Here is a 13,628-nt window from a genome sequence, read left to right as displayed (position 1 = left end):
TCCTGCGGCGTGCGCACAGGCGTGGTGGTAGCGCCTACGAAAAAGGCCCGGCAGTGCCGGGCCTTTTCTGCCACACCGGTACGGCGCGTGGCGATGCCGTCAGACAGCGCTTACCAGCTGAAGCGCGGGCCGACCGACCATTCCTTGTCACCGTGGCGATCCATCTTGATATCGCCGTTGATGCCCCAGTTCTGGTTCAGCTTCACCTGGCCACCCAGGCGGCCGTAGAACTGGCCATCCGGATTGATGCCGTGCTTCTTGCTGTAGTCCTCGTAGCCCGCCATTGCGTAGACTTCGGCGTGCTGGCCGAACGCGGTACGGATACCGGCTTCAGCGCTGTAGCCGTTGAAGTCCAGGCCTTCCTTCGGGTCGAACTTGTTGTAGGCCACGCGGCCCACGAAGTCGGTGCTGTTGCCGATTTCCTGGTTGTAGCCCACGCCCACGCGCCACTGATCAACCTTGAAGTTGCCGATGTCGGTCTTCTGCTGGTTGTACTCGCCAAAGGCGTGGAAGTTCGGCAGGAACCCGTAGGAACCCTTCACGCCCCAACCGTCGGCCTTGCCGCCGTCGGCGTCGGTCTTGACGTAATCGCCTTCAGCGTAGTTGTAGGACAGGCCTTCGGCAGCGGACGCGGCGAACGGCAGGGCGGCGGCGAGCGCCAGAGCAATCAGGGAAGTCTTCATGGGGGTACACCTCTGTTCTTGCAGCGGCGCACTGCGTGCCGCCTTGGAAATGTAAATTCTCCGTTATTCGCCCGAACCCGCCCTGAAAGCGGCCGCTGCGCGAACCGTGAATTTTCTGCGGCGGTTCAGGCGCGCTCTGGCATACGCGCGCCTGCGCAGGTGCGTTGCTGGCGCCCTAGAACTGGGTGAAGCCGCTGCCACCTCCACCACCTCACCGCCGATGCCGCGCTTCCCATACACGCATAGAGCGCCATAACCGAATGGATAGTCGCCAAGCACGAACCCCTCCGGAAATCCGTTCTCGTCCACCTGAAGGAGGAACTCGCAGCCATCGCGAATCAAGGCGCGTACGTAGTAATCCTCTTCCTGGATCAGTCGGCGCCCACTGCCAACCTTCACGAACCATGCCCCGTCGATGTCACCGCCCCCGGTTGCGGGAAGTCGGACCCCGCGAGGCACACGAAGAACCGTGCACCGGGACGTGCCTGCCCGGACTTCACCAGCGCATCCGGCGAACATCCGCCTACCCTGGAACTGCCCGCACCCCCGGGAACAAGATCAAAGTATCTGTCGCTTCCCATCATCGGCTCCTGCCGGACTGAGAAGTGCACAGGATAGCGGGCAAGGCGCCGCGCAAGACCCTATCGGTACACGTGCACCAACGTGATCATGAACTCGAGGAAGGACGGAGAGAAAAAGTGAAACACACCTTCATCATGATCAAACCTGACGACAGGGTACTCCCCCTCCTTCAACCCTCCCCTTGTATCAAAATAGAACGCTTCATCTGACCCCGGAATAAAAACTGGGAGAAGACCAAGCGGAGGAAATCCATTTTCCACGGCAAGGCGGGTGTTGTACACCAGATCATCATCGGCGATATCCCGGTCCTCTATGGGCGCAAGTGTGAACACCTGCGTGTCGCCAACACTCAGATTCCCGTACCTGAGCAGCCACGCCTTATACGTATCGGGCAACGGGATGCCGAGCTCACGCTCCGCATCCTCAATCAGGGCGTGGGGCACGCCCTGCCCTGGGAACACGTTCAACCGGGCAGACTTGGCTACCACGTCATCAATGACATCGAACATTGCCACGCTCCCGAACATCAATGGACACGCCACGCGTCAGAACGCAGCACGCACCTTCCTCAATACGCAACGCAACTATGTTGCGAACTGGCATCACTTCACCGCAATCCTGACAGGGATTTTCCCTGCGACAAACCACGCACTCGTGTGGCTGGTCAGATACGCACCATCGCTACCGCTGTAGTTCATGGCATCAAGCCATCGACACGACACTCCATGAGCTCTCCCGATCAAGCCGTCCAATGTTGTCCGGAATCATAGACACGTCACCAGCCGAAAACTTGATCTTCTTCGCCACCTCAGCCGCTGGCATCCAGCGCTAGACGTCGATGCCCGGCAAAAATCACCCATGAATTTAAACAATCACAAGCCTTCAAACGTAGGAAGCAGAGGAGCGTATCCAGGCCCCATCACATCCTTGATGGATCCACTACAAAGCTTCTCAAGCAGTTGGTCCAGTGACTTTGCCGCATACCGAAGACCCGCCATTCGAGCGCCAACACAGTAGATCGGATACTCGTCCGCGCGTTTCTCATTGAGATCCCAAACAAAGTACTCACCGTTCTCGCTGGCTGCAAAGGGATACAGGCGAGCGGCGATTTCATTATCTCCGTCCGGCTCGAACTCGAAGTAGTCATCGGCGACAGCATCATTTATGAACCCTTTGGCGCGTGCGCCCTGAACTAGAATTGAATCTTGGTGTTCGGGCACGCCCGAATAGATGATGGCCAAGCCGCCAAAGCGGCCATAACCGAGCGTCGCTGCAAATTCGCAGTAGGATCCCGGGAGCCTGAAACCTTCCACGCGAATTAGGTCAAGTGAGCTTCTAGCAGCCACTGAACTTGAAGGATCAATTGTTTGAGTATTCTTTCGTCCATCTCAGACCCCAAATCCTGCAGCTTTGCTTGACGTGTCGAGACCCATTCGTAGCAGTCGCATCCACAAGAACATTTTCCCAAGCATCTATGACGTACATAGTTACTGACCTTGGAACTAGTTCATCACCCTAGCAATCAGTGATCACTTCCATCAGCACGGCATTTCCTTTGTTCATGTGTCGACGCACAACGCCCTTTTCCTGGTGAGGTCGCCGGTAGCGCCGTCGAAGTGGCGGGTTCCTTAGAGCCTCTTCATGCGCACTCCAAAGCAAGAAGGAATATGCAAACGAACTCAATCGTCCACTTCTGCAGCCTCCTCCAACCACTGCTTGAAGATTTGCGAGTCAGTGTCGTTCAGCCGCGCCACGCGGTCTACGTTGGAAGGCACTGGAGGCATGATCTCCACTGCGACAAGTAGCTTGCTGCGACGCTGCCCTGTGCCGAATGTACCCTCTTCATCCAACTGGCGTGCGGCCTGCTCTACAGCAGCCATGCGGAACTCAATCTCCCTTTCCCACTCATCGATACTGAGGTCTTGTAGGTTCGGCCTGGCGAGGAAGGGCGCGCGAAGCTCTTCAGTGTGTTCGCTTCCAAAGTCAACGTATGGAGAATCTGCATACGACCATTTCAGTTCCGCAGCTACTTCCGGGCCTTCGCCGCTTTCGTCCACTGCCCTTGCAAGTGCCTCTTCAGACCACGCCGAAAGAAATGGCGCGTGGCCTTCCTCCGTCATGACGAAGGTGCAGTAGTAGAAGTTCTCACCACTTCTAAACAAGTGGAGTAACGCAGGCCGAAATGCCTTGACGACCAAGTTCACCAAAATATTGACATCTTCCATTCTCAAATCTCCGCGAGTCGTCTTGCTAACCTCGGCACGAAGCCGTGAACTCTCTACCAATTTGCCGCAACTCTCTTCGGAGGGCACTCCTCGTCGCACGATGACCATATCCAGCTGCAGACATCCTGTCGACGACCGCAGTCAGTCGCGCCTTCACATCCATGTGGAATTTCCTCGTGTGCATTTTATTGTGCGGCCGCGGATGATCCACTGGAACACCATTAGCGGCATCATTGATCTCAATGTCATATGCCGAAAGGATATCTCTCGAGTCTGCGGCTGCAGCCCAGTGTCCCTTGGATCCTGTTGACGCAACGATGTGACCTGCGGCTTGCCCAGGAGCGACCGCTCTCCCTTCTCGGTTCATGTTTCGGCGAAGGATGTCGGCGTTTTCCCCGGTCGTTCGGCCGCCAGTCAGACCCAAAGGATCTGTCCAATTTATGTAATTGAGTCCGTAAGCGTAAAGATTTGTTCCTCCACTGAGCCCAATCGGATCGGCCGAACAGAACTGACTCGACTCCCGGTCAAAGTAGCGCGCAAGGTTGTAAACCAATCCGGTTTCCACATCGTGATACTGACCGAGCGAACGAACGCAGCTCAGTTCGTCATCGCAACCGTCATCACGCGTGTCTTCAGACGGAGCAACCCAAGCTACCCTGCCTTGAGCTGTAAAAATTCGATTGGGGCACCCATTGGGATCACACTGGTACAGGAAAAATCTATTGCTCGCTCCGTTTAGCGTCTCCGTAGATGCATGGACCGCGTCTAGTAGTCGCCCATCTGATTCGGTATGCACCAACTCATCGGGTGCCGTGCCGCTTTCGGACAATGGACGAGCCGGATTACGGTGCATCGTAGGAGTCTGGTGCCCAAGAGGCTTAACCGCATCTTTGGGGTTCGATGCCACCGTTCTATCGGGTCCAAGACCAGTAGCCCCCAGCCTGGTACCCCAAGCACTCTCGGGCTGCAAACTGGCTTGCCCAGCTCTTTCGACAGGCAAGCCAATCGCCGCGTCTTGATTCGCAAGCGAGAGGTTGCCAAGCGTACCCAATCCGTTTGCGCTGTAGTCCGCTGAGCGTAGTCTTCCAGGCGGAGAGCTGTCACGTTCTGGACGCTGACCGGAGCCGTCGGCTGTCGTTACGACGCTAGAAAGCGAAACAGACGGGGACTGCGCGTCACGCCCAACAGTGTCAACTCGATAGTAAGGTTCTGACTCCAGTTCACTACCAGTGCCGGCAGATGAATCACCTCGCCTCTCCAGCATCGCCAACGGCACAAAGCTTCGCGGGTAGTACACATACTCCCGCACCCCCTCATGCAACTTCTCCAACCGTCGTTGCCGCCGCTTCACTTCGATCAGGCTGGCCACGTTGTCCACCCACACCGGTGCAGCGTCCTCGGCGTCGTTGGCCTGCTTCACCTCGCCCAGCAGTGCATCGCCGTCCCAGAAGAACCACGTGGTCTCCGTCGGGTTGCGCTTGAACACACGGCGGCCCAGCGGGTCGTAGCCGTAGTACGTGCTCTTGCCGTCCCGCCGGCTCTCGGCCAAACGATGGTTGGCATCCCAGATCAGCTCCAGGTCGCTCGCATCCCCGCCCCCCGGGCTGCCCTTGCGTACCATGTCGCCGGCGCGGTCGAACACGTAGTGCACGCCCTGGTAGGTGCCCTCGCGCGTCCACAGCACCTCGGCCTGGTCATCGCCGCCAGCCACCTTGCGCATACGCACTTCGCGGATGTCGGTGCGCAGGCGATCGCCGGCCGGGTCGTTGTAGTACGGGTGCAGCACGCCCTTCGGATCGGTATGCGCGAGCAGTCGCCCTATGGCGTCGTAGCGGTACTCGTCCACGCCTTGCGCACTGTCCTGGCGGCGGGTGAGGTTGCCGGTGCGATCGTAGTCGTAGCGGGTGTCGAACAGCGGGGCGGCGTCACGCAGTACGGTCTGCGCGGTGAGCAGGTTGCGCGCGTCGTAGTCGAAGCGTCGCTCAAGGTGCGGGCTCAGCTGCTCGCGCGTGGTGCGTCCCAGCGCGTCGCGCTCGAGGGTGATCGGCACTTCGTCGTTGATGCCGATCTCGCTGACCTGGTCGCACAGATCGTAGGCGAACGCGATGGCATTGCCGGCGCTGGTCTGTCGCTGGGTGCGGTTGCCGGCCTCGTCGTAGGCGTAGCCGACACGGAAGCCATCCTGGATCTCCTCCAGCAACTGGCCCAGCGGGTCGAAGCGGCGGGTGACGTGGCGGTGCGCGTTGCGCAGGTCGACAAGCTGGCCGCGCGCGTCGTACTGGAAGGTTTCCTTGACCTGGCGACCCGGCTGGCGGATGTCCGGCAGGGTCTTGGCGGTGATGCGCCCGAGCTTGTCGGTGGCGAAGACGATGCGTTGGCCAAGCGGGTCCACGGTGGTGGTGAGGCGTCCAGCGGCATCGTAGCTGTAATGGCGCGACTGGCCCCAGTAGTCGATTTCCTCGACGATCCGGCCGAGCGGATCGCGGTTGAGCAGGTAGTGCTCGCCGCGCTGGTTGACCACGCCGATCAGCTGCTCTTCGGTGTCGTAGCGGTACTCGACCACGTGCCCATCGGCCTGCACGCGCTTGCCGATCTGGCCGATGCCCACGTACTGCAGGCGGGTGCGCGCGCCCGCTTCGTCCAGGTAGGTGATGAGCTGGTCTTCGGCGTCGTACTCACAGCGCACGCCGCTGCTGTCGGGCGCCTGCACGCCCAGCAGGCGGCCCTTGGCGTCGTACTCGTAGGCCGTGGTCCGGCCAAGCGGGTCGGTCTGGTACAGCAGACGCCCCAGCGGGTCGTGCTGGTACCGGCTTTGGTGGCCAAGCGGGTCCAGCACACTGGTCACCAGGCCGTGGCGGTCGTAGCCGACGGCGGTGACGGCGCCGCGGGGGCTGGTCTGGGCCTGCAGCAGGCCGTAGGCATCGTACGTGTAGCGGGTGGCGGCCTGCAGTGGGTCGGTCTGCTCGATGAGCAGGCCGCGGGTGTCGTAGTGCTGCTGCCAGGTGTTGCCCTCCGGATCGGTGACGGCGAGCAGCTGGTCCTGGTCATCGAACTGCTGCTGCAGTGTGGTTCCATCCGCCCGCACCAGCACCACCAGGTTCCCGCGTTCGTCGTACTCGAAGCCGGTGCGCAGTCCCTCCGGGTCGGTCACCGCCACGGTGCGGCCAACATCGTCGTACTCGAAGATGGTCACCCCATCCAGCGGGTCGATCTCGCACAGCGGCAGACGGTTTTCATCGAACTTGACCAGCGACACGTTGCCCAGCGAGTCGGTGATGCGGGTTTCGCGCAGAAGCGCGTCGTAGTCGAAGTGGTAGTCGTACAGACCGCCGTCGCCCCAGGAGTGCACCACGCGCCACTGTGCGTCGAACGCGTAGTAGAAGGACAGGCCGACGCGGTCGGTGTGGCGCACCATGTGGTGCTGGGTGTAGCCGAAGGTACGCGGGGCGCCGAGCGGGTCCACGGCGGCGATCAGGTCGCCGTCGGTGTAGCGGTAGCTCGCAAGCGGGTGGTTCAGGCCGGTGGCGGGATCGTGCAGCTGCAGGTCGTCGATCCGTCCCTGGCGCGCGGTGACGGCGATGTAGCGGCCCTGCTGGTCGTCCACGCCGCGTTCGACGATGCGCACCAGATGGCCGTCGCGGCGCTCGAAGCGCCAGAAGTTGCCGCAGCTGTCTTCGATGCGCTCGATCGGCAGGTGCTGCTCCTGCGGCAGCTGGGCCACGCCGGGCGCGGCAGCGCCGTCGAAGCGGTAGTGCAGGCCGCCCTTGAACCGCACGATCCACTGGCCCTGCTGCCGCCACAGGCGCGCGCCATCGACGAAGTCCAGGACCGCCACGTCGGCGCCGTCGCGGCGCGGCAGCTCGGGGAAGAAGGCCACCTGGTCCGGGCCGGACAGCCAGGCGCTGCCATCCGGGGCCAGTGCCAGCGCGATGTCGGCCGGGGTCTGCCAGCCGAAGCCGCAGGCGCCTTGGCGCTGTGCGTGGCGCGAGGCGTACACGCGGCGCCAGGCCAGCGGCAGGCGGCCGGGGATGCTGAAGTCTTCGTGGGTGACCGAGACGCTGCCGTCGCGGATGTCCACCGGCTCGGCGCGCAGCACCTTGCACTTGAGCGTGCCCGAGGGCAGGTGCCCCCAACGGGCACGGCGCCATTGCGCGAAGGCATCCATCTTCTTGCGGAAGAAATCGCTTTTGCGCAGCTTGCCGAGGCCGGCAAAAGCGGCGCGGAAGGCCAGCGCGGTCCACGATACGGTGGGCGGGCCACCGATCTTGACGCTGGTGGGAATGGCCACGTTCAAGCCGGTGGGCAGCGACATCGCGCGCAGCGGCTTTTTCGGCTTCTTGACCCGGAACGGGTTGATCATGCCGGCCAGGTTGCAGTCCAGCACGGGCATGGCCAGGCGCGAGAACGGCTCGCCATCGGCCGACACGGTGCGGCTGCCCATGAAGATCTCCTCGCCGTCGAACTGCGGGCCCATCGGCGCGGCCAGCGGCGGGCCCCACACGCCCAGCGGGATGTGGATGTCCAGGCCACCGGTCCCGGCGGTGCCGCGGTGAACGCCGTTGACCTTGACCGTGGAGCCGATGAAGGGGATGTAGTCGAACGGGTCCAGCACCAGGCCGATGTGCGGGGTGGGCAGCGGGCACGGCGGCACCGCGTACATATGGATGTCGATGCCCAGCTGCGGATCGAAATGTTTGGCGGCGATGCTCATGGCGGCCCTCCGTGGCCTTTACAGCGCGCGCAGCAGCGCGCGCAGGAACGCCTTGACCTCGTCGCGGTACTCCACGCCGAGCCAGACCACGATGGCCATGCCCAGCAGCACAGCGACGGTCATCAGCAGGGTCTTGTTGGCATTCATGCGGCGACAACTCCGTTGGGTGCCGCAGCGGAAGCCACGGTGGGAGCATGCTGGGGATCCAGCAGCGGGGCGGGATCGGGCAGAGGCTGCATGGCCGGCGGTTCGCTCCATACCGGGATGTCGTGGTCCAGCGGGTGCTGGATCGCCGGCAGACCGTTCCAGCCCGGGTCGAGGAAGTCGCGGCCGACCGCGACGATGCGGCGGAAGAACTCGTCGCCGCCCTGGATCAGGCGCTCGCGCTCACGCTGCACGCGGTGGAAGGTCTGCTCCAGCGCGCTGTGCAGCTGGGCCTGGATGACGTCCAGCGGCGGTCGCGCCGGCTGCGTGCCGAGGCGGGCGGCGGCATCCTCGGCCTGCCCGTGCAGCGCGGTGGTCTGTTCCAGGTAGGTGCGCGCGGTGTCCTGCAGCCGCTCGCAGCGGCGTGGGTCCTGCAGCTGCAGCAGGTCCCACAGGGCCTGCGGCAGGGTGGTGGCGTGGCGGTCCTGCGGCGAGAGCGGCGTGGCAATGCGGATGGCCTCCAGCAGCTGGGTGCGGGCTTCCTCGCGCTTGCCCTGCTGGAGCAGGCAGTAGCCGGCCATGCGCTGGCCTTCAAGCTGGAACATGGGGTGCGGAATGCTGGCCGCGGCCGTGGCGGCCTGCAGGTAGCCCTGCGTGGCCTGGCCCGGATTGTTGGCGGCGAGCCAGCAGCCGGCTTCGCCGAACCAGCTCTGCATCACCAGCTCCGGTGCGGCCGCGTGGCCCTGGCTGCGCGCGGTCTGGGCGGCGCTGCGTGCCTGGCGGTACGCGTTGATCGCCTGCCCGTGGTCGCCGCCTTTGAGCCAGGCTCCAGCCACCATCATCTGCACGACCGCCTGCTGGTCCTGCCAGCCGTGGCGGTGGGCCAGCCCCAGCGCGCGCTCGGCACGGGCGGCCACCTGCTGCGGGCTGCCGCGCTCGAGCAGCAGCATCAGGTCGGCAAGCAGTTGGCGGTACAGCACCTCCGGGCCGGTGCCGGCGGACTGGGCTGCGGTGTCGCGGGCGATGGCGAACAGGTCCACCGGTGCCTCGATGCGCGCCGCCACGTGGGCATGGCGTTCCAGCAGGGGCTGCCAGCGCGGGTCTTCGTCGGTGTCCAGCAGCACCAGCCGCAGGCACTCGCCCGGCGCGGCGGCCAAGGCGGCGTCGATCCAGCGCGCGAGACCATCGCCGGGCACGCAGCGCTCCGGGTCGATCACCACGGCCAGCAGGCGCAGATGGCGTTGATGATGGGTGGCGAAGCTGTCCAGGACCTGCACCACGCCGTGCGCACTGTCCGGGTGCGCGTCGTGCGGGCCGCGCCAGCCCAGCGCGACACCCTGCGCGCGCAGTTCGTCCTGGCTGCCGAGGTAGCGTTCAAGCAGGCTCTGCTTCACCTCGCGGCTGTAGGCGAAGCCGGTTTCAAACGCGGTATCCAGGCGCAGGAAATAGTCCGGCGTGTCGCGGCCTTCGTCGTGGCGCTGGGTCTCGAAGAACGCGGCGAGCAGGCGGCTGGCGTTGGCCGGCACGCGCCACACCAGCAGGCGCCGAGTCGGATCGGCGCTGGCGTTGAGCCAGGCCTCGCCCAGGCGTTGGATGGCGCGCAGCATGGGAGTGTCGTGCATGGAAGTCCCTCCGTTGGACCGGTCAGCAGTTGAGCTTGATCTCGCTGCCGTTGACCGACACGCCGCCGCTGTTGATGACCACCTCCGAGCCGCCGGCGGAGATCCGGATCTCACCGTCGGTGACCTCGATGAAGGCACCGCCCACCGCTGCGGTCAGCTTGCTGGCCGAGCCGAGGGTCATGTCGCCGTTGGACAGCTGGCTGTGGGTACCGGTGACTTCATGATCGAAGGTGCCGTCCACTCCCACGGTGCGTGCGCCGATGTTGGTGTCCTCCACCGCGCCCTGCACACCGCGCTTGTCCAGGCCGGTGATGGTGGTCTCGCGCCCGGCCGCGTACTCCTGGGTGACCTTGCCGAGCACCTGGCGCAGCGAGGTGGCGGTGACGGTCTCCTTCCAGGTGCCGGTGCGCTGGCTGGTGTAGTTGCCGGTGAGGGTGGTACCGAAGTCGCCGGTGATGGTCTCGGTATAGCCGGCGGCGGCAATCGTCTTGGTCTGCCCGGCCTGGTAGGCCTCGGTGACTGCGCCGGTCACGTTGGTGGTGCGCGTGCCGGTCACGCCGAGGGTGTCGGTGCCGGTCACGGTGATGCCGCGGTTGGCGCCGACGCTGATGTCCTGGTTGGCGCCCACGCTCATGCTGTGGTTGACCGCCACGGCGGTGGACTTGTTGTTCTGGATGCTGGCGTTCTGGTCGTTGAGCACGGTGGTGACCATGTCGCGCTGCGCGCGCATGTTCAGCAGCTCGCCACCGGCGCTGTCGTGCATGGTGATCTCGTTCCAGCCGGCGCCCTTGACCGTCTTGGACTTGAGGCCGCTCACTTCCAGCCCGAACGGCGGCATGTTCTCTTCGTTGTAGACGCGGCCGGTGATGATCGGCCGGTCCGGGTCGCCGTCGAGAAAGTCCACCACCACCTCCTGGCCCACGCGCGGCGGCGACACGCCGCCCATGTCGGCACCTGCCCAGGGGCTGGCGCTGCGGATCCAGCAGGAGCTGTTCTCCGCGCCGTTGTCGCGGCGGTCTTCCTTGCGGTCCCAGTGGAACTGCACCTTTACCCTCCCGTAGGCATCGGCATGCAGCTCTTCGCCGGGCGGGCCGACCACGGTGGCGGTCTGCGGGCCCGGCATGCGCGGCCACGGAGTCTGGCGCAGCGGGCGGTACGGAATCCGGCGGCGGAGCACCTCGGCCTCGACCGCGTGGCTGGGCGCTTCGGCGCTGCCGAAATCGCTGGCGAAGTTGTTGCGTCCCTCACGCTGCAGGCGCACCACGAAGAACTGGCGGTCCTCGGCGCCACGGCCGATGAAGTCCGGCTGCTGCTCCAGGGAGAAGCAGCCACCGGCCTGCAGGCCGGCCACGTTGCCGGCGCACTCGAACAGCTTGGTCGGCCAGGCGGCCTCTTCGTTGCGCACGGCCGCCAGCGCCTCGCCGATGCGGCTGTCGGCAAAACGCGCGGCACCGTCGTAGCGGTACTGGGTGAATTCGGGCAGCGCGCCGCGGGGTGCCTCGTTGCCGCGCACCACCCGCAGCGGCGTGCTGGGCTGCTTGAAATCAAAACTGCTCAGCGACTGCGCCCCCGGGCCCACGCGGCGGCGCGCGCCCCAGCGATGCAGCCCGGTCTGCAGCTGCACGCCCTGGTCGGCACGGAAGTACACCGGCGCCGGTTCGCCCAGCGCCACGCTCAGGGTGGAGTCGTCGCTGAGCACCAGGCTGTGGCCGTCGGCATCGTGGCGGACGCTGTAGTAGATGCCGGCGTCTTCAAGCAGGCGCGAGACGAAAGCGAAGTCCGATTCGTTGTACTGCACGCAGTACGCGAGCCTGGTCAGCCGCCCGGCATCGAGATCCAGATCGAAACGCGCCAGGTCCGGGTAGTCGGCGAACACCGCCTCCACGATCTGCAGTGCGGTCATGTCCTGGAAGATCCTGCAGTTGCTGGTGTAGTCCAGGAAGGCGAACCAGGGCGCGATCTCGGCGCGGTAGCAGGTGAACTGCGCTTCGCGGCCGACGCTGGCAAACTCGCGTACATAGCCATGCACGCTCTGGCCGTCGAACTCATCACCCAACTGCAGGCGCAGTGGCTGGCCCACCAGTTGCTTGAGCTCGAGGCGCGGCTCGGTGGAGAGCAGCTCGATCTGGTAGGCGAACGGCTGGGAGACCTGTTCGCTGCCCTGGAAGCGTTTGACCAGGAACGTCTGCGGGTCCAGCACGGTGTCCACACGGATCAGGCGGTGGTCCTGCTGCAACCGCGTCAGGGCATGGAGGGGCGCGAGTGATTCGGCATGCATCGGGCGTTCCTTCGTCCCATGATCGTCGAGACCCCGACTGTGCCATCGCACCATGACAGGTGCCAACTTTCTGACGCGAAGATGCGATTCATCCGATAAATGGCTTCAGCTTTGTGGAAGAAAATGCGGTTTTCATCACATTCTCCACGCGCCAATGGGCGCAGCGTGTCGACTTTCTGTGCCGTGGTTCGTCATATCACCGAGGCGCCCATTTCCGGTGCGCCCCTTCCGGAGGTGTTCCATGTCTTACATCGATGGTTTCGTCATTGCCGTCCCCACCGCAAACAAGGAAGCGTTCCTGGCCCATGCCCGCATGGGCGATGCGATCTGCATCGAGCATGGCGCCACCCGCGTGGTGGAGTGCTGGGGCGACGACGTGCCCCACGGCAAGCAGACCGACTTCTATCGCGCGGTGGAGGCCAAGGCCGATGAGACGGTGCTGTTCTCGTGGATCGAGTGGCCGGACAAGGCCACCCGCGATGCGGGCATGCAGAAGATGATGGAAGACCCGCGCATGGACCCGGCACACAATCCGATGCCGTTCGACGGCAAGCGGATGATCTACGGCGGTTTCGTGCCGGTGGTGGAACTGGGCAAGTAGGCGGCCCGGCGCAGGGCGTCGGGATCAGCGTGGGGGGTCGGGCGCGTCGTCGAGGGCCTGCCCGCCGCCCATGCCACCCATGCCGCCACCACCGCCTTTCGCACCGCCCTTGTCGGCCCCGTCGGCCTTGCCTTTGGCAGCGGCCGACGGACGCGCCGGTCCCTGCCGCGGGATCGCGACGCTGGCGGGAATCGGCGCCAGGTCGAGCGCACCACGGATGAAATCGCGCAGCGACACGACCAGTGCCGCCGTCGGCACTGCGCGCCCCTGCGCCAGTTCGGTGGCCGCGTGCGCGGCCAGGCGCACCTGTTCGTCGGTGCCGAGCAGAATGATGTCCGACAGTGCGGCCTCGACGGCATCGCGGATTCGCCGGGCGCGGTCGCTGCCGGCGGTAGCCACGGCGTCGGCCAGACGCAGCGCCGCATCGTCGGGGTGGTCCTCGTGCGGGGCATGGCGCAGGTCGCGCAGGTGGCGTGGGTCCACGTCCAGCGCGCCGGTAAAGGAGCCGCCCAAGGTCTTGTAGGCCGCGATCAGGGTGCGCAGACGTTCGTTGATCTGTCGGTTTTCGCGCTCGCGGCGCTGTTGCAGGGTCTGCATCACCAGCAGGCGGATACCCACGCCAATCAGAGTGATGACCGCCAGCCCGATCAGGGTGGACAGCATGGCCTGCCAGGAACTGAAGTCGAGACCGCGCATGAACACTCCCTCGCTTGGGAGCCTCACCGTAGCAGGCGCCAGGTGAGTGCGGCATCGGCGGCGGGCGGCTGCCTGGCCGCCGCCAT

General features: G+C 64.6%; 10 protein-coding genes. 1 reads left to right on the top strand and 9 read right to left on the bottom strand.

Annotated features, from left to right (window positions below):
* Positions 1 to 110 precede the first annotated feature (110 nt).
* From ACPEH8_RS17805 to ACPEH8_RS17770, 8 genes are all read right to left on the bottom strand, one after another.
* Positions 111 to 683, bottom strand: coding sequence for an Ax21 family protein (locus ACPEH8_RS17805; protein ID WP_017355199.1), 573 nt, complete (start codon positions 681 to 683; stop codon positions 111 to 113).
* Positions 684 to 1,324: 641 nt separating this feature from the next.
* Positions 1,325 to 1,774: an SMI1/KNR4 family protein gene (locus ACPEH8_RS17800; RefSeq protein ID WP_165699840.1), complete on the bottom strand. Its 450-nt coding sequence runs from the start codon at positions 1,772 to 1,774 to the stop codon at positions 1,325 to 1,327.
* Between the two features lie 363 nt (positions 1,775 to 2,137).
* Entirely contained in the window at positions 2,138 to 2,578 is a 441-nt protein-coding gene (locus ACPEH8_RS17795; protein ID WP_168355661.1) for an SMI1/KNR4 family protein, read from the bottom strand.
* Between the two features lie 366 nt (positions 2,579 to 2,944).
* Positions 2,945 to 3,490, bottom strand: coding sequence for a DUF4303 domain-containing protein (locus tag ACPEH8_RS17790; RefSeq protein WP_165699842.1), 546 nt, complete (start codon positions 3,488 to 3,490; stop codon positions 2,945 to 2,947).
* A 25-nt stretch (positions 3,491 to 3,515) separates the two neighbouring features.
* Positions 3,516 to 8,201 (bottom strand): RHS repeat-associated core domain-containing protein, encoded by a 4,686-nt coding sequence (locus ACPEH8_RS17785; protein WP_423667687.1) that lies wholly within the window; start codon positions 8,199 to 8,201, stop codon positions 3,516 to 3,518.
* An 18-nt stretch (positions 8,202 to 8,219) separates the two neighbouring features.
* Complete coding sequence (locus ACPEH8_RS17780) at positions 8,220 to 8,348, bottom strand: hypothetical protein (RefSeq protein ID WP_017355205.1); 129 nt, start codon at positions 8,346 to 8,348, stop codon at positions 8,220 to 8,222.
* On the bottom strand, positions 8,345 to 9,967 hold the full coding sequence (locus tag ACPEH8_RS17775; protein WP_165699843.1) for a hypothetical protein: 1,623 nt from the start codon (positions 9,965 to 9,967) through the stop codon (positions 8,345 to 8,347). The genes ACPEH8_RS17780 and ACPEH8_RS17775 overlap by 4 nt, the downstream gene beginning before the upstream one ends.
* Before the next feature lie 22 nt (positions 9,968 to 9,989).
* Entirely contained in the window at positions 9,990 to 12,245 is a 2,256-nt protein-coding gene (locus ACPEH8_RS17770; RefSeq protein ID WP_136006768.1) for a type VI secretion system Vgr family protein, read from the bottom strand.
* A 241-nt stretch (positions 12,246 to 12,486) separates the two neighbouring features.
* Here ACPEH8_RS17770 and ACPEH8_RS17765 point away from each other — a divergent pair, with 241 nt between their 5' ends.
* Complete coding sequence (locus ACPEH8_RS17765) at positions 12,487 to 12,846, top strand: DUF1428 domain-containing protein (RefSeq protein WP_017355208.1); 360 nt, start codon at positions 12,487 to 12,489, stop codon at positions 12,844 to 12,846.
* 24 nt (positions 12,847 to 12,870) lie between these two features.
* On the opposite strand, the gene ACPEH8_RS17760 is transcribed toward ACPEH8_RS17765, so the two are convergent.
* Complete coding sequence (locus ACPEH8_RS17760) at positions 12,871 to 13,542, bottom strand: hypothetical protein (RefSeq protein WP_136006765.1); 672 nt, start codon at positions 13,540 to 13,542, stop codon at positions 12,871 to 12,873.
* Positions 13,543 to 13,628: the final 86 nt, after the last annotated feature.

Origin of the sequence: Stenotrophomonas sp. NPDC077461 (genome assembly GCF_049545475.1) — a bacterium.
Taxonomy (GTDB): Bacteria; Pseudomonadota; Gammaproteobacteria; order Xanthomonadales; family Xanthomonadaceae; genus Stenotrophomonas; species Stenotrophomonas nematodicola.
Note: the sequence above shows the minus strand (reverse complement) of the source record. Positions and strands in the feature narration are given on the sequence as shown.